The sequence below is a fragment of the Aquamicrobium soli genome (genome assembly GCF_042646345.1).
Lineage (GTDB): Bacteria > Pseudomonadota > Alphaproteobacteria > Rhizobiales > Rhizobiaceae > Mesorhizobium > Mesorhizobium soli_A.
Genome location: NZ_JBHRTK010000030.1, coordinates 39,564 through 58,914, shown reverse-complemented (window position 1 = coordinate 58,914; position 19,351 = coordinate 39,564). Strand labels below are relative to the sequence as shown.

General features: G+C 63.8%; 17 protein-coding genes and 1 tRNA gene. 7 read left to right on the top strand and 11 right to left on the bottom strand.

All coding sequences use genetic code 11. From position 1 onward, the window contains the following. Window positions 1–164 precede the first annotated feature (164 nt). Together ACFOHJ_RS22100 and gltB are read right to left on the bottom strand one after the other, a co-directional pair. The gene (locus ACFOHJ_RS22100; protein WP_378224884.1) at window positions 165–1,619 is read right to left on the bottom strand and encodes a glutamate synthase subunit beta; all 1,455 of its coding nucleotides are present in this window, start codon (window positions 1,617–1,619) and stop codon (window positions 165–167) included. Between the two features lie 45 nt (window positions 1,620–1,664). After that, window positions 1,665–6,386 carry a glutamate synthase large subunit gene (gltB, locus tag ACFOHJ_RS22095; RefSeq protein ID WP_378224882.1) on the bottom strand — a complete coding sequence of 1,574 codons (4,722 nt, stop codon included), beginning with the start codon at window positions 6,384–6,386 and terminating at the stop codon, window positions 1,665–1,667. Between the two features lie 466 nt (window positions 6,387–6,852). Between gltB and ACFOHJ_RS22090 the strand changes: the two genes are divergently transcribed. Continuing rightward, a complete protein-coding gene (locus ACFOHJ_RS22090; RefSeq protein ID WP_378224879.1) occupies window positions 6,853–7,905 on the top strand; it encodes a threonine aldolase family protein in 1,053 nt (350 codons plus the stop codon). A gap of 61 nt (window positions 7,906–7,966) precedes the next feature. Here ACFOHJ_RS22090 and ACFOHJ_RS22085 read toward each other — a convergent pair whose 3' ends face one another. Next, complete coding sequence (locus ACFOHJ_RS22085; RefSeq protein ID WP_378224876.1) at window positions 7,967–8,437, bottom strand: Hsp20 family protein; 471 nt, start codon at window positions 8,435–8,437, stop codon at window positions 7,967–7,969. A 458-nt stretch (window positions 8,438–8,895) separates the two neighbouring features. Here ACFOHJ_RS22085 and ACFOHJ_RS22080 point away from each other — a divergent pair, with 458 nt between their 5' ends. Next, on the top strand, window positions 8,896–9,855 hold the full coding sequence (locus ACFOHJ_RS22080) for an alpha/beta fold hydrolase (RefSeq protein WP_378224873.1): 960 nt from the start codon (window positions 8,896–8,898) through the stop codon (window positions 9,853–9,855). A 58-nt stretch (window positions 9,856–9,913) separates the two neighbouring features. Here the strand turns inward: ACFOHJ_RS22080 and hisN are convergent, their stop codons facing one another. Together hisN and ACFOHJ_RS22070 are read right to left on the bottom strand one after the other, a co-directional pair. Beyond that, on the bottom strand, window positions 9,914–10,690 hold the full coding sequence (hisN, locus tag ACFOHJ_RS22075; protein WP_378224870.1) for a histidinol-phosphatase: 777 nt from the start codon (window positions 10,688–10,690) through the stop codon (window positions 9,914–9,916). A gap of 39 nt (window positions 10,691–10,729) precedes the next feature. Then, the gene (locus ACFOHJ_RS22070; protein ID WP_378224867.1) at window positions 10,730–11,671 is read right to left on the bottom strand and encodes an N-formylglutamate amidohydrolase; all 942 of its coding nucleotides are present in this window, start codon (window positions 11,669–11,671) and stop codon (window positions 10,730–10,732) included. Window positions 11,672–11,833: 162 nt separating this feature from the next. Between ACFOHJ_RS22070 and cpdR the strand changes: the two genes are divergently transcribed. Further along, on the top strand, window positions 11,834–12,196 hold the full coding sequence (gene cpdR, locus ACFOHJ_RS22065; protein WP_006199474.1) for a cell cycle two-component system response regulator CpdR: 363 nt from the start codon (window positions 11,834–11,836) through the stop codon (window positions 12,194–12,196). A gap of 184 nt (window positions 12,197–12,380) precedes the next feature. Continuing rightward, window positions 12,381–12,455 (top strand) — tRNA-Val (locus ACFOHJ_RS22060). A 418-nt stretch (window positions 12,456–12,873) separates the two neighbouring features. Here ACFOHJ_RS22060 and ACFOHJ_RS22055 read toward each other — a convergent pair. Further along, window positions 12,874–13,185 (bottom strand): hypothetical protein, encoded by a 312-nt coding sequence (locus tag ACFOHJ_RS22055; RefSeq protein ID WP_378217858.1) that lies wholly within the window; start codon window positions 13,183–13,185, stop codon window positions 12,874–12,876. A 428-nt stretch (window positions 13,186–13,613) separates the two neighbouring features. On the opposite strand from ACFOHJ_RS22055, the gene ACFOHJ_RS22050 reads away from it, so the two are divergent. Beyond that, window positions 13,614–14,519, top strand: coding sequence for an outer membrane protein (locus tag ACFOHJ_RS22050; RefSeq protein WP_378224849.1), 906 nt, complete (start codon window positions 13,614–13,616; stop codon window positions 14,517–14,519). A 143-nt stretch (window positions 14,520–14,662) separates the two neighbouring features. Here ACFOHJ_RS22050 and ACFOHJ_RS22045 read toward each other — a convergent pair whose 3' ends face one another. The 5 genes from ACFOHJ_RS22045 to ACFOHJ_RS22025 all read right to left on the bottom strand — a co-directional run bounded on the left by ACFOHJ_RS22045 (window position 14,663) and on the right by ACFOHJ_RS22025 (window position 18,175). Then, window positions 14,663–15,328, bottom strand: coding sequence for an outer membrane protein (locus tag ACFOHJ_RS22045; protein ID WP_378224847.1), 666 nt, complete (start codon window positions 15,326–15,328; stop codon window positions 14,663–14,665). A 321-nt stretch (window positions 15,329–15,649) separates the two neighbouring features. Then, window positions 15,650–16,879 carry a TadE/TadG family type IV pilus assembly protein gene (locus tag ACFOHJ_RS22040; RefSeq protein ID WP_378224845.1) on the bottom strand — a complete coding sequence of 410 codons (1,230 nt, stop codon included), beginning with the start codon at window positions 16,877–16,879 and terminating at the stop codon, window positions 15,650–15,652. A 142-nt stretch (window positions 16,880–17,021) separates the two neighbouring features. Continuing rightward, on the bottom strand, window positions 17,022–17,459 hold the full coding sequence (locus ACFOHJ_RS22035; protein WP_378224843.1) for a YqaA family protein: 438 nt from the start codon (window positions 17,457–17,459) through the stop codon (window positions 17,022–17,024). A gap of 106 nt (window positions 17,460–17,565) precedes the next feature. Continuing rightward, the gene (locus ACFOHJ_RS22030) at window positions 17,566–17,943 is read right to left on the bottom strand and encodes a VOC family protein (protein ID WP_378224841.1); all 378 of its coding nucleotides are present in this window, start codon (window positions 17,941–17,943) and stop codon (window positions 17,566–17,568) included. Window positions 17,944–17,974: 31 nt separating this feature from the next. Next, window positions 17,975–18,175: a hypothetical protein gene (locus tag ACFOHJ_RS22025; protein WP_378224840.1), complete on the bottom strand. Its 201-nt coding sequence runs from the start codon at window positions 18,173–18,175 to the stop codon at window positions 17,975–17,977. 21 nt (window positions 18,176–18,196) lie between these two features. On the opposite strand from ACFOHJ_RS22025, the gene ACFOHJ_RS22020 reads away from it, so the two are divergent. Both ACFOHJ_RS22020 and ACFOHJ_RS22015 read left to right on the top strand, forming a co-directional pair. Then, the gene (locus tag ACFOHJ_RS22020) at window positions 18,197–18,640 is read left to right on the top strand and encodes a hypothetical protein (protein ID WP_378224837.1); all 444 of its coding nucleotides are present in this window, start codon (window positions 18,197–18,199) and stop codon (window positions 18,638–18,640) included. A 114-nt stretch (window positions 18,641–18,754) separates the two neighbouring features. Continuing rightward, window positions 18,755–19,072, top strand: coding sequence for a hypothetical protein (locus tag ACFOHJ_RS22015; RefSeq protein ID WP_378224835.1), 318 nt, complete (start codon window positions 18,755–18,757; stop codon window positions 19,070–19,072). Window positions 19,073–19,351 lie beyond the last annotated feature (279 nt).

The window sequence follows — 19,351 nt, the reverse complement described above, 5'->3', positions numbered from 1 at the left end:
CCGGTTCAATCGCCGCTCCAAACGTTTCTCAAAGACCCATCAGATGCTCGACATAACCCTCGCACTGTTCTTCAACAGACACCTCATCACGAGTCCAATGTAAACACTGCCCCCTTGTGGGGAGGGGCCAGGGGTGGGGGTAAACCAGCGTGTCCAGCAGCGCCTCAGCGCGGCAGTTCGCTGGAGCCCATCAGCGCTTCGTCGATGGCGCGGGCGGCTTGCCGGCCTTCCCGGATGGCCCAGACCACCAGCGACTGGCCGCGGCGGACGTCGCCCGCCGCGTAAAGCTTGTCGACGCTGGTGCGATAGTCGCGGTCGTTCGCCGCGACATTCTTCGACCGGCGGATATCGGCCGCGATCTCGAGCCGATCGCCCAGTTCCGACACCACGCCCGAATGGAACGGACCGGCAAAACCGATGGCGATGAAGGCGAGGTCGGCGCGGATGACGAATTCCGAGCCGGCGATCGGCTTGCGCTTTTCGTCCACCTCGCAGCACTTGACGCCGGTCAACTGCCCTTCCTCGCCGATGAACTCCAGCGTCGCCACCTGGAACTCGCGCTCCGCCCCTTCGGCCTGCGAGGAAGAGGTGCGCATCTTAGTCGCCCAATAGGGCCATACCGCCAGCTTGTCTTCCCTCTCGGGCGGCTGCGGGCGGATGTCGAGCTGGGTGACGCGCACCGCGCCCTGCCGAAAAGCCGTGCCGACGCAGTCGGAGGCCGTGTCACCGCCGCCGACGACCACGACATGCTGGCCGCCGGCAACGATCGGGTCCGACGGCCACGCGGCCGAGCCGATGTCCTCGCCGCCGACGCGCCGGTTCTGCTGCACCAGATAGGGCATGGCGTCATGCACGCCGCCGAGATCGTCGCCCGGGATGCCGGCCGCGCGCGGCGTCTCCGAACCGCCGCAGTAAAGCACCGCGTCGTAGTTCGACAGAAGCTCCTGCACCGGCTTGTCGACGCCGACATTGACGCCGCAGAAAAAGGTCACGCCCTCGCCCGCCATCTGCTCGATGCGGCGGTCGATGAAATGCTTCTCGATCTTGAAATCGGGAATGCCGTAGCGCATCAGCCCGCCGGGACGGCTCTCGCGCTCGTAGACGTGCACCTCGTGCCCGGCACGGCCAAGCTGCTGCGCCGCCGCCATGCCGGCCGGGCCGGAGCCGATGATGGCGACCCGCTTGCCGGTCTTCTGCAGCGGCGGATAGGGCCGGATGAAACCGAGCTCATAGGCCTTGTCGGCCAGCGCCTGCTCGATCGTCTTGATGGCGACGGGAATGTCCTCCAGGTTGAGCGTGCAGGCTTCCTCGCAGGGCGCCGGACAGATGCGGCCCGTGAATTCGGGAAAGTTGTTGGTCGAATGCAGGTTGCGGATCGCCTGCTCCCAGTCGCCCCGGTAGACGAGGTCGTTCCAGTCCGGAATCTGGTTGTGGACTGGGCAGCCCGTCGGCCCATGGCAATAGGGTACGCCGCAATCCATGCAGCGCGCGGCCTGCTTTTCCACTTCCTTGTCCGACATCGGCAAGGTGAATTCGCGGAAATGGCGGATGCGGTCGGAAGCCGGCTGGTACTTGTGCACCTGCCGGTCGATTTCAAGGAAACCCGTTACCTTGCCCATATGAAACTCTTCTTCGTAAGCTGAGGCGACATCGGTGAACGGCGGCTATTCCGCCGCCACGCCCATGCGCGAGCGCTCCATTTCGACCAGCGCGCGGCGATATTCGACCGGCATGACCTTGCGGAATTTCGGCCGGAAGCTCGCCCAGTGGTCGAGGATCTCCTTCGCCCGCCCCGAACCGGTGTAGTGCGCATGGTTGGAGATGAGTTGGTAGAGCCGCTCCTCGTCGTGGCTGGTCATGTCGCCCGACACGTCGACGCGGCCCTTGTGGTCGATGTCGCCGCCATGATGCAGCAGCTTCTCCATCAGGTCGTCTTCTTCCGGCACCGGTTCGAGTTCGACCATCGCCATGTTGCAGCGCTTGGCGAAGTCGCCCGCCTCGTCCAGCACATAGGCGACGCCGCCCGACATGCCGGCGGCGAAGTTACGCCCGGTCTGGCCGATGACGACGACGATACCGCCGGTCATGTACTCGCAGCCATGGTCGCCGACGCCCTCCACCACGGCCACGACGCCCGAATTGCGCACGGCGAAGCGCTCGCCCGCCACGCCGGCGAAATAGGCCTCGCCCTCGATCGCGCCGTACAGCACCGTGTTGCCGACGATGATGGATTCCTGCGCCACGGTGCGGCTGCCCGCCGGCGGGCGGATGACGAGACGGCCGCCCGAAAGGCTCTTGCCGACATAGTCGTTGGCCGCCCCCTCCAGTTCGAACGAGACGCCTCGCGCGAGGAACGCGCCGAAGGACTGGCCGGCCGTGCCCGAGAGCTTGACCGAGATGGTGTCGTCGCGCAGGCCCTTGTGCCCGAAGCGCCGCGCCACCTCGCCCGACAGCATGGCGCCGACCGAGCGGTCGACGTTGCGCACCGGCACCGATATCTCGACCGCCTGCCTTGCTTCCAGGGCCGGCATCGCCCGCTCGATCAGCGTGCGGTCAAGCACGTCGTCGATCGGATGCTTCTGGCGCTCCGTCCAGTGGGTCTGCCCGTCCGCCGCCTCGATCTTGTGGAACATGCGCGAAAAGTCGAGCCCGCGCGCCTTCCAGTGGGCGATCATGCGGTCCTTCTCGAGAAGGTCCGTATTGCCGATGATCTGGTCGAGATGGGTGAAGCCCATTTCGGCCAGGAATTCACGTACTTCCTCGGCCACGTAGAAGAAGAAGTTGATGACATGCTCGGGCGTGCCCTTGAAGCGCTTGCGCAGCACCGGGTCCTGTGTCGCCACGCCGACCGGACAGGTGTTGAGGTGGCACTTGCGCATCATGATGCAGCCGGCCGCGATCAGCGGTGCCGTGGCGAACCCGAACTCGTCGGCCCCCAGCAGCGCGCCGATGATGACGTCGCGGCCGGTACGCAAGCCGCCGTCGACCTGCAAGGCGACCCTGCTGCGCAGGCCGTTCAGCACCAGCGTCTGGTGGGTTTCGGCAAGGCCCATTTCCCACGGGCTGCCGGCATGCTTCTGCGAGGTGAGCGGCGAGGCGCCGGTGCCACCGTCGTAGCCCGACACGGTGATGTGGTCGGCGCGCGCCTTGGCAACGCCCGCTGCGACCGTGCCGACGCCGACTTCCGAAACCAGCTTGACCGAAACGTCGCCCATCGGGTTGACATTCTTGAGGTCGTAGATGAGTTGCGCCAGATCCTCGATGGAATAGATGTCGTGGTGCGGCGGCGGCGAGATCAAGCCGACGCCCGGCGTCGAATGGCGCACCTTGGCGATGGTGGCATCGACCTTGTGGCCCGGAAGCTGGCCGCCTTCGCCGGGCTTTGCCCCTTGGGCCACCTTGATCTGCATCATGTCGGAATTGACGAGATATTCCGCCGTCACGCCGAAGCGCCCGGACGCCACCTGCTTGATCGCCGACCGCTCGGGGTTGGCGCCGCCGCCCGGCAACGGCCGGTAGCGGTCGGCTTCCTCGCCGCCCTCGCCGGTGTTCGACTTGCCGCCGATGGCGTTCATGGCGCGCGCCAGCGTGGTGTGCGCCTCGCGTGAAATCGAGCCGAACGACATCGCCCCGGTCGAGAACCGCCGGACGATCTCCTTGGCCGGCATCACCTCGTCCAGCGGCACCTTCTTGCGGCCGGTTTCCTCGGCGGTGCGGATGCGAAACAGGCCGCGGATGGCGTGCGCACTGGCGACCGCATTGTCGACCTGCGCCGAAAACGCCTTGAACGTCTTCCACGAGCCCTGCCGCACGGCGTGCTGCAAGGTGGCGACGGCATCGGGCGTCCAGGCATGGGCCTCGCCGCGCATGCGGAATAGGTAGTCGCCGCCGACGTCGAGCGAATTGCGCAGCAGCGGATCGTCGCCGAAAGCGGCGGCGTGGCGCTTCACCGTCTCCGCCGCGATCTCGCCAAGCCCGACGCCTTCGATCAGCGTCGCCGTGCCGGTAAAATACCTGTCGACGAAATCCGACTTCAGGCCGACGGCGTCGAAGATCTGCGCGCCGCAATAGGACTGATAGGTCGAAATCCCCATCTTCGACATCACCTTGAGGATGCCCTTGCCGATGGACTTGATGTAGCGAGACACGATTTCCGACGCGTCAACCTCCGGCGGGAAAGCGCCGTTCTTGTGCATGTCGGCCAGCGTATCGAAGGCGAGATAGGGATTGATCGCCTCCGCGCCATAGCCGGCGAGACAGCAGAAATGATGGATCTCGCGCGGCTCGCCCGATTCCACCACCAGCCCGACCGAGGTGCGAAGGCCCTTGCGGATCAGGTGATGGTGCACGGCGGCCGTGGCCAGCAGCGTCGGGATGTCGATGCGGTCCGGGCCGATCATGCGGTCGGACAGGATGATGATGTTGTAGCCGCCGGCGACCGCCGCCTCGGCGCGCTCGCACAGTCGCTCGATCGCCGCAGGCATGCCTTCCGCGCCCTCGTTCACCGAATAGGTGATGTCGATGGTCTTGGTGTCGAACCGGTCCTCGGTGTGGCCGATGGAACGGATCTTTTCGAGGTCGGCATTGGTCAGGATCGGCTGGCGCACTTCCAGCCGCTTGCGGCGCGAGGTGCCGACGAGGTCGAAGATATTGGGGCGCGGCCCGATGAAGGAAACGAGGCTCATCACCAGTTCCTCGCGAATCGGATCGATCGGCGGGTTGGTCACCTGCGCGAAATTCTGCTTGAAATAGGTGTAGAGCATCGTCGGCCGGTCCGACATCGCCGCGATCGGCGTATCGGTGCCCATGGAGCCGACCGCCTCCTGGCCCGTGGTCGCCATCGGCGCCATCAAAAGCTTCAGGTCTTCCTGCGTGTAGCCGAAGGCCTGCTGGCGATCGAGCAGCGAGACGTCGCGGCGCAGCGCGCGCGGCTCAACCGGAGCAAGGTCCTCAAGGATAAGCTGGGTGTTGGCCAACCACTTCTTGTAGGGGTGCTGCGCCGCCACCTTGGACTTGATTTCCTCGTCGGAGACGATGCGGCCCTTGACCAGGTCGATCAAAAGCATCTTGCCGGGCTGCAGGCGCCACTTCCTGACGATCTTCTCCTCAGGAACGGCAAGCACGCCGGCCTCGGAGGCCAGGATGACGCGGTCATCGTCGGTGACGATGTAGCGCGCGGGCCTCAGGCCGTTGCGGTCGAGTGTAGCCCCGATCTGGCGGCCGTCGGTGAAGGCCACCGCCGCCGGCCCGTCCCACGGCTCCATCAGCGCCGCATGATACTCGTAGAAAGCGCGGCGGTCGTCGTCCATCAGCTTGTTGCCGGCCCAGGCTTCCGGGATCAGCATCATCATTGAATGGGCGAGGCTGTAGCCGCCCTGGAACAGGAACTCGAGCGCGTTGTCGAAGCAGGCGGTGTCCGACTGCCCCTCGTAGGAGATTGGCCACAGCTTGGAGATGTCGTTGCCGAACAACTCGGAATCGACCGAGGCCTGCCGCGCCGCCATCCAGTTGTTGTTGCCGCGCACCGTGTTGATCTCGCCGTTATGCGCGACCATGCGGTAGGGATGCGCCAGCTTCCATGACGGGAAGGTGTTGGTGGAGAAGCGCTGGTGAACGAGGATCAGCGCCGTCTCGAAGCGCGGGTCCTTAAGGTCCTTGTAGTAGGCGCCGACCTGGTAGGCCAAGAACATGCCCTTGTAGACGATGGTGCGCGCCGACAGCGACACGCAGTAGGCGCCGATGTCCTTGTTGCCGTTTTCGGCGTAGATGCGGCCGGAAATGACCTTGCGCAGCAGGTAAAGCCGCGCCTCGTATTCCTCGTCGTCGGTGATGTCGGGTGTGCGGCCGATGAACACCTGGCGATGGAACGGCTCGGCGGCGACGATCTCGGGCGCCTTCGACAGCGACGAATTGTCGACCGGCACGTCGCGGAAGCCGATGAGCGGCAGGCCCTCGGATTGCGCCGATTCGCGGATGATGTCGTCGATATGGGCGCGCAGCTTCTCGTCCTGCGGCATGAACCAATGGCCGACGCCATACTGGCCGGCCGGCGGCAACGTCACGCCGAGCTTCGCCATTTCCTCGCGGAAGAAGCGGTCGGGCACCTGCACCAGCACGCCGGCCCCGTCGCCGACCAGCGGATCGGCGCCGACCGCACCGCGATGGGTCAGGTTTTCGAGCATGGCCAGCCCGTCGACGACGATCGAGTGCGAGGCCTTGTTCTTCATCTGCGCGATGAAGCCGACGCCGCAGGCATCGTGCTCGTTGCGCGGGTCGTAGAGGCCCTGCGCCGGAGGCGGCAGGCCGTTGCCGGCAGCGTGTTTGACGGTGGTCGCTTTCGTCTGCGCGGCCATGCCGTTTACCGCAGAAAGCGTCAGCTCCGTCATCTCTTTCGTCCTCTTCTGGTCGGCCGCCGGCTGCGCCAGGAAGCGTTCGCTTCCCCCACAATGCGGCATGCCTGCCTGTTCAAAGCCTATAGACCACCGATGCGCACGGCCTACCTGCCCGCCGCCTCGCCATGGGCCGGGCCGCAACGCCGTGCACGCACTGCACCCGTTCAGGATACCGGCGATCTGCACCCGGCACCAGTAACGGTTTCTCAAATAAGACAGCAATGCTGTCCTAATTTTTATGGCAGAAAGATTTGGCCAACACAAGACCGATTCGCAAAAAACCGACGACGCCTGCGACCGAAAATTACACTCCGGGCCGGGATTGCGACATTTTACCTCGCCGGAGCCCCTTCCCGCTCGGCCGCGCCCGGCCGTTTTCCCGCACTGGCCCTTGCGCCGAAGGGGGCAAGGGCATCATGGTCGCGCTGCTTTCGAATCCAACGCTCACACAGGCACGTTCATGTTTTTCGCTTCCGACAACTGGGCTGGCGCCCATCCGAAGATCGCCGCCGGTCTCGCCGCCAACGCCGCCGGCTTCTCCACCGCCTATGGCGACGGCGACCTCGACCGCGCCGTCTACGAGCGGTTCAGCGAAATCTTCGAGCGCGAGGTGGCGGTGTTTTTCGTGGCGACGGGAACGGCCGCCAATTCGCTGTCGCTCGCGGCCTACAACAAGACCGGCGGCATATCGCTCTGCCACCGCGAATCGCACATCGTCGAGGACGAATGCGGCGCGCCGGAATTCTTTACCGGCGGTTCGCGCCTGCTGCCGGTGGGCGGCGCGCTCGGGCGCATCGATCCGCAGGAACTGGAGCAGGCGTTGCGCCGCCTGGAGCCGGAATTCGTCCACGCCGGCCGCGCTATGGCCGTCAGCCTCACCCAGTCGACCGAAATCGGCACCGTCTACAGCCTGGACGAGATCGACCGCATCTCGGCGCTCGCCAGGCGCCACAAGCTGCCCCTGCACATGGACGGCGCGCGCTTCGCCAACGCGCTGGTGTCGCTCGACGTGGCCCCGGCCGAAATGACCTGGAAGCGCGGCGTCGACATCGTCTCGTTCGGCGGCACCAAGAACGGCTGCTGGTGCGCCGAGGCGGTGGTGCTGTTCGACCTCGACAGGGCGCGCGAACTCGCCTTCCTGCGCAAGCGCTCGGCCCAGCTTTTGTCCAAGTCGCGTTTCATCGCCGCCCAGTTCGACGCCTATTTCAAGGGCGGACTCTGGCTGGAAACCGCCCGCCACGCCAACGCGATGGCGGCACGGCTTTCGGCAGTCATCGACGCATCTGCCCAGGCGAGGCTTGCGTGGCAGCCCCAGGCCAACGAGGTGTTCGCGATCATGAAGAAAGCCGACGCCGAGAAGGCGCAGGCCGCAGGCGCCGCGTTCTACGACTGGCACCTCCCGTCCGGTTTCGACGGCCGGATCGCCGGGGACGAAGCGCTCTACCGCTTCGTTACGAGCTTCGCGACGACACCGGAGGCCGTCGACCGCTTCGGCGACCTCATCGCCAGATAAAGAAACGGCGCCTTTCGGCGCCGTTTCCGTCTCGGGAGGAGACTAACCGTTCAGGCCGGCCTTAGGCGGCGGCCTTGGCTTCGATCTGCCGGGCTTTCGCCGGGGCGGAAGTGATCGCGATCTTGCGCGGCTTCAGCTCCTCGGGAATGTTGCGCTTCAGATCAACGTAGAGCAGGCCGTTCTTCAGCACCGCGCCGGTGATGTCGACGTGGTCGGCAAGCTGGAAGCGGCGCTCGAAGGCGCGGCTGGCAATACCGCGGTAGAGCACTTCGCTGCCTTCCTCATTGGCCTCTTCCTTGCGCTCGCCCTTCACGGTCAGCACGTTGCGGTGGGCCTCGATCGAAATCTCGTCTTCCGAAAAGCCCGCTACCGCCATCGAGATGCGATAGGCGTCGTCGCCGGTCTTCTCGATGTTGTAGGGCGGATAGGTGGTCTGGCCGCCTTCGGGCTGGGCCAGCGAATCGAGGATCGTAAACAGCCGGTCGAAGCCGACGGTCGAGCGATAGAGGGGGGAAAAATCAACATGACGCATAGTGTGTTCTCCTGTCGAGCAACATGGTTTGCGGTTGGTCCGTGCCGACCCCTGAGTGGCGTATCGGCGTGGCCAGCGGCCCCGATGTGGCGACCGCATCAGTCATTTGGGGGTGGCAAAACGCGGTTTCAAGGCCTTTTTGCCGGCCTTTTATGGCCGTTGCCTGCGGCCTGCGGATGAACGGCAGATGAACCGGCCTTTCGGGCCGCGTTCAGCCGGCCGCGCTAGAATGACCCGGCATTTACCGACAGGCGGCCGGCCAGGGCCGCGACGAGGCCGGTCCGGGTGCAACGTCCCTTCCCCCGGGTCGACAGAGGCCGGAAGCGCTCCGCAGGTCGCTTCCGGCCTGCCCTTGCGCAAGCGCCAAATCCGAAGTCGTTTGCTTTTATCCGCCTGGCTTTCTATCACCATGGGAGGCCTGTTCACGCACGGGCGCATCTTGCCAGCCGAAGCGCCGAATGACGGATAATTTCCACGAGATTCCTGAAAATCCGACGCCGAGGCAGGCGACCGTCGGCTTTTTCAACGCGCGCGACGGCAAGAAAATCCGCTATGCCCACTTCGCCGCCACCGGCCGGCCGATGAAGGGAACCGTGGTCATCCTGCCCGGCCGCAATGAGTGCATCGAAAAATATTTCGAGACGATCCGCGACCTGTCGAGCCGCGGGCTCGGCAGCGCGCTGATCGACTGGCGCGGCCAGGGCGCTTCCGACCGGCTGATCCGCGACCCGCAGCGCGGCTACGTGAAGAGTTTCTCGGACTATGCCGACGACCTCGAACAGTTCTTCGAGGAAGTGGTGCTGCCCGACTGCCGCGGCCCCTACTACATATTGGCGCATTCCAGCGGCGCGCTGGTCGCGCTGCTTTCAAGCCCGTCCATGGTCAACCGCGTGCGGCGCATGGTGCTGATCGCGCCGTTCCTTGCCCTGCCCGGCCAGCGCATGTCGATGAAGGCCATCCACCGGCTCACCACGCTTCTCGGCCTGTTCGGCCTCGGCCACCGCTATGCGGCGTGGGGACCACGCCCGAAAGGCGGCACCCCGTTCGAGGTCAACAAGCTTACCACCGATGCGGCCCGCTACCGGCGCAACGTGCATCTCTACGACACCTTTCCGCAGCTCGCACTCGGCGGGCCGACGATCCGCTGGCTGCGGGCGGCCAGCGAGGCGGCACAGAAGGTCTCCCGGCCGGAGTTCATGGCTGCCATCAAGGTGCCGATGCTGGTGGTCGCGGCCGGTGCCGACCGCGTGGTCTCGACGCGGGCGGTGGAGGCCTATGCAAGGCATCTGCGCCTAGGCTCGCTGCTGACCATCGACGGCGCCGCCCACGAGATCCTGCAGGAGGCGGATCTTTACCGCGAGCAGTTCCTCGCCGCCTTCGACGCCTTCATTCCCGGCATCGACGACGGCACCCTGTAGAGCGTTTCCGGCACAAGCGGGAAGCGGTTTTACGCCCGGAAATGCGGCCAGATAGCGGTCAGCCCCGCAGCGCCGCCATCGCCGCTTCGTGCAGTTCCGGCGTCGCCGCCGCCACGATGTCGCCGCCGTTCTCGGCCGGCCGTCCGTTGAAGGTGGTGATGACGCCGCCCGCCTTCTCGATGATCGGAATCAGCGCGACGATGTCATAGGGCTTCAGCCCCGGATCGACGACGACATCGACGCTGCCCGAAGCCACCATGGCGAAGGCGTAGCAGTCGGTGCCGTAGCGGGCGAGCCGCACCTTCGCCTCCAACCCGTCGTAGCGCTGCCGCGCCTCGCTAGCCTTGAACAGCGCCGGCGTGGTCGTGAACAGCGTCGCATCGGCAAGGCGGGTGGTCTTGCGGGTGGAAAGGATGCGCGGCCCGCCCGGCCCTTCGTAATGGGCGCCCGACGCATTGGCGTAGAACAGTTCGCCGGTGAACGGCTGCGACATCATGCCGGCGACCGCATCGCCGTCTTCCGTGAAGCCGACGAGCGTGCCCCACACCGGCACGCCGGAAATATAGGCGCGGGTGCCGTCGATCGGATCGATCACCCAGACATGGCGGCTGGCCATGTTCTCGTTGCCGTGCTCCTCGCCGAGGATGCCGTGGTCGGGAAATTCGGCATGGATCAGCGCGCGAATGGCGCGCTCGGCCTCGCGGTCGGCTTCCGTCACCGGGTCGAAGCTCTCCTGCTCCTTGTTGCTGACCACGCCCTGCTTGCGAAAGCGCGGCAGCGTCTCGGCGGCGGCCACCCCGGCGATCCGCCGCATGAATTCGGAAGAAATGTCCAACACCGTCTCCTGGAAAGAAAAATGGGCCGCTATGGAGGTCTATTCCGCGGCCAACGGCAGGTCGAGGAAATAGTGATCGGGCAAGGCCATCAGGTCGGCGGCGAAGCGCGCCAGGTCGTCGGCCAGCGCCTCGAACCCGACCGATTTGCGCAAGGTGCGCTCGTTCATGTAGAGGCCGCGGTTGATCTCGATCTGCAGCGCGTGCAGGTGCTTCGCCGGCCGCCCGTAATGCTCCGTGATGAAGCCGCCGGCATAGGGCTTGTTGCGAGTGACGTGATAGCCCATGCCCGAGAGCAGGCCGATCGCCGCCTCGGCGAGCACGGCCGACGCCGACGTGCCGAAACGGTCGCCGATGATGAAATCCGGCCGCATGCCGCTGTCGCCGACGCGAATGCCGGCTGGCATGGAATGGCAATCGATCAGCACCGCATAGCCGAAGGCGGCGTGGGTCTGCATCAAGAGCCGCTTCAGCGTCGCGTGGAACGGCTTGTAGACGGTCTCGATCCGGTCGATGGCCTCGCCGAGCGGCAGGCGGCCGGAATAGATCTCAAGCCCCTCCCCCACCAGCCGCGGCACCGTGCCGAGGCCGCCCGCCACGCGCGAGGAGCGCACGTTGCAATAGGAAGGCACCGGCTCGCAGAACATACGCGGGTCCAGTTCCCACGGCTCGCGGTTGACGTCGAGCCAGGCGCGCGGAAAATTCGCCGCCAGGAGCGGCGCGCCGAGCGGCACGACTGCCGAAAACAACTCGTCCACATAGCAGTCTTCGGAGCGGCGGATGGCCTCGCGGTCGAGCCGGCTCATGGCCAGGAAGCGCTCGGGATAGAGTCGGCCGCTATGGGGGGAACTGAAGACGAACGGCACGCGCTGCTCGGCGCTCGAGCGAACCTCGAACGGCGCCACGCCCGCGAAATCCTCGGCTGCCGTAGTCACTTGAACCCCAATCGCACGCAATGACGCATCATGGCGCGAACGTGCCATCGCAGGCCGCGCATGTCCAGCGCCCCGGCGCCTCTGGCAGCCCCTGGGAGGCGGCGTCCTTTACCATTGTTCACTTGATCTTTACCGTCACGCCTTCATATACGGGATGGTTAACGGGCGCCTTCAGCAGCAGCCCCGGTGGGTGATTCGGACGGAATACGAATGGCACGCATTCTTCTGGCGGAAGACGACGACGACATGCGCCGTTTCCTGGTCAAGGCGCTGGAGCGCGCCGGCTACCAGGTCAGCGATTTCGACAACGGCGCCAGCGCCTATGAGCGCCTGCGCGAAGAGCCATTCTCGCTGCTCCTGACCGACATCGTCATGCCCGAGATGGACGGCATCGAACTGGCGCGCCGCGCCACCGAGATCGACCCAGACCTCAAGGTGATGTTCATCACCGGCTTCGCGGCGGTGGCGCTCAATCCCGATTCGAAGGCCCCCAAGGACGCCAAGGTGCTGTCCAAGCCCTTCCACCTGCGCGATCTCGTCAATGAGGTCGAGAAGATGCTGCAGGCGGCCTGACCCCAGGCCTTTTCCAATATCCGCTGCCGAATACATCGTCTGGCGCCGCCGGAATGCGGACGGTCGAACTGCGCTTTGGCGGCGCGACGGCAAGCGAAAGAACGCCCATTTCAACAGCCTGTCGGTTTCGCATCAGCGGCTATTGACGCGCTGCATCAAAAGTGGTGTAAGCCCCGCGTCGGATGGGCGTGTAGCTCAGCGGGAGAGCACTGCATTGACATTGCAGGGGTCACAGGTTCAATCCCTGTCACGCCCACCATCCAATCAATAACTTAGCCGATTGCCTCTGCCGCTTGGCACAGAAATGGCACAGAAACCCGGCAGTTAGACCTCCGCAGCGTTCTTCTGGAAGTCGCCGTGATGGTGACCGTAGACCTTTCGAGCGTCTTGGCCGACATGCCGAGCGCGCCGGCCGCTTCCATCGCCGTGCTGGCGAACGGGTTGGTCTCGAACTGGCGCGACAGCGTATAGAGCCGCTTTGGAAAGATATTCGGGCGGCGAGGAAACTTGAACGGCACGACCATCGGAAGTCGGTGTAAGACGGTTGGGCCGATTAGGGCTTAAGTCCCGCTCCGGTTCGCCGGAGCGGGCTTTTTCGCTTGTCCGCTAACAAAAAGGGCCTCAGCTTGCGCCGAGGCCCCTTATCGCCAATCGATCGGTCGGCCAGCTCTGGACCTTCAATCGCTCTGGCTGTTGGTGTTGGAGTGAGCCTCGCCGAATTTTCTCGTCATGGCGCAGAAATTACCGTGTGCCTTTGCCGCGGCGTCCTCGCTGCATTCCCGGACGATCTTATCTTGATCCTCCTTGGTCAGCTTCATCCAGGCTGCTTTGAACTCAGCCTCGGGGACCAGCGTTTTCATATCGGAATCGCTGTAGAACGGCTTCATCGTGTCGTGGTTGTCGAGGGCGGTTGTATCGCTCGCAGCAAGAACTGCCCCGCTTGTCAGCGAAATAGCGAGCGCCCCCAGGCAAAGCGTCCTGATGTTCATATCTATCTCCCGTGGATTCGAAGCCGTCTCGGCGACGGCAACCATGCGAGACAACGAGAGACACTCCAGTCCGTTCCAACTTTGGATGCGAAACAGGGAACAACCTCCAGGAGAGTGGACTGAGGAGGTATCGCGGAGCGGCGGGCTTTTGTCGGTTCATCCTTGTGGCACAGAAACGGCACAGAAACGTTTGCATGCTTTTTGCTTCGTTCGGGTTTTTCGGGCGGGATTTCGCTATATAATCAGCAAAAGCACTGCATAATCCCTGTCACACCCGCCATCCAATCAATAACTTAGCCGATTGCCTTTGCCCTCCGGTACGAAAACCCGGCGCCTGGACCTTGCCCGCCGCATTCTTCTCGACCCCTATTTCCCAAGCCACCTTTGCCGTCCCCGGCTGGTGTAGCTGACGTAGCGAAGATTCGGGCGTGGTTCAGGAGCCGCAGGAACTTTCTCCCGCGTTGCGGATCATTCCCCTCCATTACTTGCCCGCTGGCGCCGGCCGGCGAGCTTTTTGGGAACACCGCCCGCGGACCAGCAATCATCGCCAGCTTTCTGTGGCGAATTTGCTACAGACATCAATGGCGAAATCGATCAATTTCTTGGCATTGGTTCCGGGGGGAAATGCCATGCAAATCGTTACTAAGGCAGCTATTGGTGCGCTTGCCTTTCTGGGGGTATCTGCCGCTCACGCCGCAGATGAAGTCGCGGTAACGTCGCCAGAGTATACTTGGTCCGGCTTCTACCTAGGTGCCCATGCTGGTTATGGGTGGGGTAATGCGGATTATTCGAGCGGCGGCCTGCTTGGCCCGGCTCACGTCGACGAGTTCGTTATCTTTGAAGATTTCCGGCAAGATGACGGACGCGGGTTCATCGGCGGCGTCCAAGCTGGATATAACTGGCAGACGGGCAATCTTGTCTACGGCTTCGAAGCAGACGCTGCTTATGCGAACGTCACGGGCGGCCGGATATTGTTTACGAACGTCGGCACCATCGATCCGGACGAAAAGCTCAGGTTTCTGGGCACGATTCGCGGGCGGCTAGGGTACTCGGTTGGCCGGTTCCTTCCATACGTGACTGCCGGTATGGCGGTGGCCAACTACAAGCTTGAGGAAAGCTATTCGGGGAGTAGCAACACGCATGTCGGATGGGCTGTCGGCCTGGGGAGCGAGTTGGCGGTCACCGAAAAGGTTTCGCTCAAACTGGAATACCTTTACGCTGATTTCGGCAAAAAGAATTATGATGTTCGATATTTGGCCGGCGGCTACGTCGTGCCGCTTGGCTTTGAGCCAACACTGCAGACTGTGCGCCTCGGTGTGAACGTTCGATTTTAGGCGGAAGACGCTCAATCAAAAGGCGTGAAGGGTTCGCTGATTTTCCCGCTCCGGTTCGCCGGGGCGGGTTTTGTCGTTTCGGAGCGGCCAACGAAAAAGGCCTCGTCTTTCGCCAGGGCCCCGATCGACTGGAGAGGCCTCGATCAGAACTTGTACCCGACGCCCATCAGGAAATCGTGGGTTTGCGGCCTGTACGACATGCTGCAAATCGGGCCGCAATATTCCAGCTTTTTCGAACTGTAGTTGGAGTAGGCATACTCAGCACGCAGGAAAACCTGGTTGGTGACCTTCACATCCGCACCAATGGCGGCTGTCCAGCCCACCAAGGTCGCGCCGCGGGCAACGTGGCCCAGAGGCCAATACGTCCGCAGTTGCGTCGCTGTAACGCCAGCCGCGACATAGGGCAGGAACGCCCCCATATCCGCGCCGATGCGCCCACGCAGCGAACCCTCCCAACCGAGCTTGGTCTCCATCTCGCCGGGGCCGCCCTCAATATGGATGGTATTCTCACCGAACCGGTATCCGATGGAACCATCGAGCCCATAAACGAGGTTCGACGCCCGCCAGTTGTAGCCGCCGAAGATGCCTAGCACCGGGCCGCCAAACTTCTGATAGTCGCCTCCGTATTGGTCGAAGATCCTGGATCGAACGTACGTTCCCCCGCCTTGAATGCCGAGATAAGGACCGGACCAATCGTATGCCACCGCAGCGGGAGCCGGAGCGATTCCAGGCGAAACACCGGCATCCGCCGCAATGGCTCCTTCGGTCAGCGCAGTCAGCGCGACCGACGCAATGAGTAGCGATTTCATGGCAACCCCCAAACAATCCCGGGGGTTGTTGTACGCCCCTTTTTTCGACGCCTGAAAGAAATGATGACACGACTAATGTTCACTTTTCTTTCGATGTGACCTGTTTGCACCAGGTTCGATTCGGTGCCGTTGGGCGGATGGAGAGGCCGCGATCAGAACTTGCGAGCAACGCCGAGCGCGCTGGGCTCGTTGCGGAAAACCGGGACCGGCAGCGATATGGATTTGACGAAAGGTGCCGTACCTTTTGCGGTCACGCGTGCCACGCAAGGCCGGATTGCCTGCTCCCTTCGCGAAAGGATGGGCGCACCGCCAACAGCCCTGCTATCTCACCAGGGTCAGGTACCGGCCGGAATACATCGTGCGGCCGCCCAACTCCTTGTTGCAGTCGGACTTTACCTTGGAATTGCCGTTCATCTTGATCGTGTCGGCCACGATCCGGAGGCAGGCGGTGCTCGCCGTATCGGAATTGCCGTTATAGGTCACCTGGGCGCCCGGCGCATAGACGAACCCGCTGATGCTGGAATTGGAGCCGCCGTTGATCGTCATACCGGTGGTATTGCTGCGGGCCTGGTAGATCACGATTCCCGAATAGGGTCCGCTGTCGGGCGGAGAGAGGTTTATCGACTGGTTGGCGTTCATGGAGAGTTCCGCGCCATCCATGAGGAAAATCGTGACCCCCGTCCCCGAAAGGCTGCCATTGCCCCCGAGGTTGATCTTGCCGCCCTTGAAAACATAGGTGCCCGGCTCAAGGGTCACCGTGCCGCTGATCGTCTTGTTGCAATAGGTCCCGGGTTGCATCGTCAGCCCCTTGACCGACAGGCAACTCCCGTAAGGCGGGGGCACGATACCGGATAACGGGTCGAACGACGGGAATTGCCCGGGCATGGGTCCGGGACAGGTCAGCTTGGTGCTGGAATCCGACAGTCCGGAAATGCCGCCAACGGCGACCGCGCACTTTGCCGACAGCTTGGCCGAGCCGCCGCGGGAAATGGAATCCGACGCGTCCGAATTGGAGGCGATCACGCAGCCCTCCACCGCGACGTCCGTATTTCCCTTGAATTCGAGCGCCTGCGACGCATGCTGGTTGAGCGCGAGCAGGCAGGCGGGATCCCCGGACGAAATGGTCGCCGTCGCCGAACGCGTCAGCGGCCAGGCGAGCGCGCCGATGAGCCCCGGATACGAGATGCTGGCCGAAGCGCGGACCATATACGAGGCACCCGTTCCGCTTACCGAGGCGTCGAAGCCGCCGGTGCGCGCGGAGGTTTGCCCGTTCTCATGGTCGACCGTCGTGGTCGGGTTGACGAGAAGCCTCAGGTTTGCCTGGAAATAATTATACCCGATCGCCTGGTATTCGGCTTCCGTCATGCCCGCGACGTACTTGGACCCGATCGCAAGGGCCGCGGTATCCAGTGCATTCTGCAGGTTCGCCCCTTCACGGGTAGCGACCGCGAAATCGACTGCCCCGCCGACGCCTGCCATCAACGGCACCATGGCGATCGCCGTTGCGACGGCGTAGTTTCCCTGCTCTGAGCGCCAGAACTTTTTGAACATGTCGGCCCCACACGAACACGCGCTACATGCTAGACGCCCTCCGGTAAAATTAGTGCTCACTTAAAAATTAAAATTCCGAGCAATCGCCAGTTCTTTCCGGGACGGCAGCCGGCCAGGCCACCACCCGCAAGGGAAAGCCCTTTCAGAGCCAGTTCAGCACCGCTGCGGCGATGGCCAGATAGCGGCAGGTCTTGGCCACGGCGACGATGGCGACGAAGCTCCAGAACGGCTCCCGCAGGACGCCTGCCACCACCGTCAGCGGGTCGCCGATCACCGGCACCCAACTCAGCAGCAGCGACCACCGCCCATAGCGGCGGTACCAGCTCGCGGCACGCTCGAGGCTTGCCGGACCGACAGGAAACCACGCCCGGTCCCGGAATCGCTCCACGCCGCGCCCGATCACCCAGTTGACGGTGGAGCCGAGAACGTTTCCGACGGCAGCCGTCGTGACCAGGACCGGCACGGAAAAGGCTTCGGTAAGCAGCAACCCCGCCAGCGCGGCCTCGGATTGCATCGGCAGGACGGTGGCGGCGACGAAAGCCGCGGCAAACAACCCGAAATAAACAGCCCAATCGCCCATGGCGACATGGAGCCTGAGTCACGCGCTCATGCAAGGCCTTCCCGGCGGTTTCGGGATCAACGGCCGGAAATTCGGCACGCTTCGATCAAGGACAGCGCGGGATCGGCTATGACGCCAGGCAGCCACCACAGAGCTTGTTGCCATCGGGGTCGCGCAGATAGGCAAGGTACAGGCGGCGCGTGCCCTCCCGGACGCCGGGCGGGTTCTCGATCGACTTGCCGCCATTGGCGACGCCGGCATCATGCCACGCCTTGACCATCTCCGGGCCCTCCATCCGCAGGCCGATCGTGCCGCCGTTGGCGTGGGTCGCATCCTTGCCATCGATGGGCGCGGTGACCATAAAGCGCGCCCCGTCCTTCGAGTAGACCAGCCGGCCCTTGGCGTCGAGCGTTCCCGCCGCCACCCCCAGCACGGCGAATGTCGCGTCATAGAATTTGCGCGACCGATCGAGATCATTGCTGCCGACGACGATGTGGCTGAACATTTCCACCCTCCGATGATTGCCGGACAGCAAATCAAATGCCGCTGGCCGCTGCAAGCCGCGCGTTTTGGACCAGCTTGTCGCGCATGGCCGGTTTCGATGGAAAACGACGATCTGGAGCAAAATTTTCGACCGGCTGGCGCACCGCCGCCTGAGAAAGATTCCCGGCAACTTTAGCAAATTCTGATAAAGTGCGTGCCGTCCATTTTTTGCAAAGGAGGACATGATGCGTCACGGGGGTCTGGTACTCTGTTTCATGATGTTCACGTCGACGGCGATGGCGGCCGACGCGGTTTCGGTGAAGGAAGGATTGCGCATCGCCACGATCGGCGGTTGCCATGACTGTCATACCGACGGGTTTGCCGCCAGCGGCGGGCAGGTCGACCCGGCAAAGGCGCTGATGGGCAGCCAGGTCGGGTTCCAGGGACCCTGGGGCACCACCTATCCCGCCAATATACGCGTCGCGCTGTCGAAGATGAGTGAGGACGAATTCGTCCGTTATGGCCACGAGATCAAGACGCGGCCCCCCATGCCGTGGTTCGCCCTTCACGCGATGACGGACAACGAGTTGCGCTCGATCTATCAATACGTGAAATCGCTCGGAGCGCCGGGAGACCCTGCTCCCGCTTACGTGAAGCCGGGCGATGCGCCCAAGACCCCGTTCATCGTCTTCGCGCCGCCGCAGATGCCGTCCCAATAAGCGGCTGGCGTCGATTAACGTGGCGTGAACGAGCCGTTCCGAGCCGGTTCAGTCCGTTCACGCCATTCTCTCCGTGTCGTTTGGAAACACACTTTTGAAACGGGAGAGAACACCATGCTCAACTCCATCAAGATCGCCGCCCTTTCCGCCTTCCTCGGCCTCGGTGCGCTGGCCGCCGTTCCGGCGACGGCACAGGCCGCCAACGTCCAGATCGGCATTTCGACGCACAACCTCAACGTCGGCTACGGCCACGGCTGGAATCGCGTCTGCACGCCCGGCAAGGCGGTTGCCAAGGCCCGGCGTCTCGGCGTTCGCCATGCCCGCGTGCGCAGCATCGGCCACCGCACGATCCGCGTCACCGGCACCCGCTACGGGCATCGGGTGAACCTCACCTTCTCGAAGGCGCGCAACTGCCCGGTCGTTCGTTGGTAATCGGCCGGCATGCGAGGTCCGTCGGGGCGGGAGACTGGCAAACATCCCCTGCCCCGGCGATCCATCCTAGCGCGGCGCCGACAGCGCCGCGCCGTTCAGTTCGCCTTTCAGGAAAACCCGAACGAATACAGCGCCGCTACCAGCGCCAGGGCGAGGCATCCGAGGAAGACGACGTAGTTCATGGCAGGCTCCTGTAAAGTCGAGAACGCTTTCGGCTTCCCTAGCCGCCCCACGCGCCCGCCGCTTTGCGCCCGCGCAAGGAATGGCAAGAGCGCGCCG